At 51.8% G+C, this 634-nt stretch carries 1 pseudogene; it reads right to left on the bottom strand.

The annotated features are described in order from the left end of the window. A pseudogene (locus CRI63_RS23620) lies at window positions 1–565 on the bottom strand (ABC transporter substrate-binding protein); the annotation flags it as partial. Window positions 566–634 lie beyond the last annotated feature (69 nt).

Here is a 634-nt window from a genome sequence, read left to right as displayed (position 1 = left end):
TGCAAAATCCACGGTCCGGTGCCAATCGGCGCTTTAATTCCGTTCATGGTTTCATGGTTTTAAACTGCGAGGGGGCGATAAAACGGAAAGGACGGGGCAGGGCCAGTTCTTGCAGGAAAGGATAGTAGGCGCTTTTCAGGGTGATTTNCAGCTCGTTTTACTGAGTGCTTTGACATCAACAATCTGGTTTGCCAGCTCCAGCCAGGCGTGACGTTGACGGTTATCGAGCACTGCGCGGAAGTTTTCTGCCGCTGCCTCGGCATCAAACGGTTCGCCGTTGGAGAATTTCACGTCATCACGCAGGGTGAAGGTCCAGGTTTACCATCTTCTGAATGAGTCCAGCTTTTGCCAGCCACGGGATCACCGAACCATCAGCCTGATATTTCACCAGCGGTTCATAAACCATGCTCTGGGCGAACATCTGGTTAGGCGTGTAAAGGTGCGGGTTTAGTGGCCCGACGTTCACCGGCCAGGCGGTGGTGATTTCATCTGGTGCGGCGGCATGGACGATAAAAGACGCACAAGCCAGCAGCGCAAATAGAGTGCGGCGGAGTGTGGAGAGCATGGTAACCCCAATGGATTAAAATAGATGGCGGAAATAAGTATGACGATTTTAAGTATTCGTCATACTGAT

The organism is Escherichia sp. E2661 (assembly GCF_004745185.1).
Taxonomy (GTDB): domain Bacteria; phylum Pseudomonadota; class Gammaproteobacteria; order Enterobacterales; family Enterobacteriaceae; genus Escherichia.
Note: the sequence above shows the minus strand (reverse complement) of the source record. Positions and strands in the feature narration are given on the sequence as shown.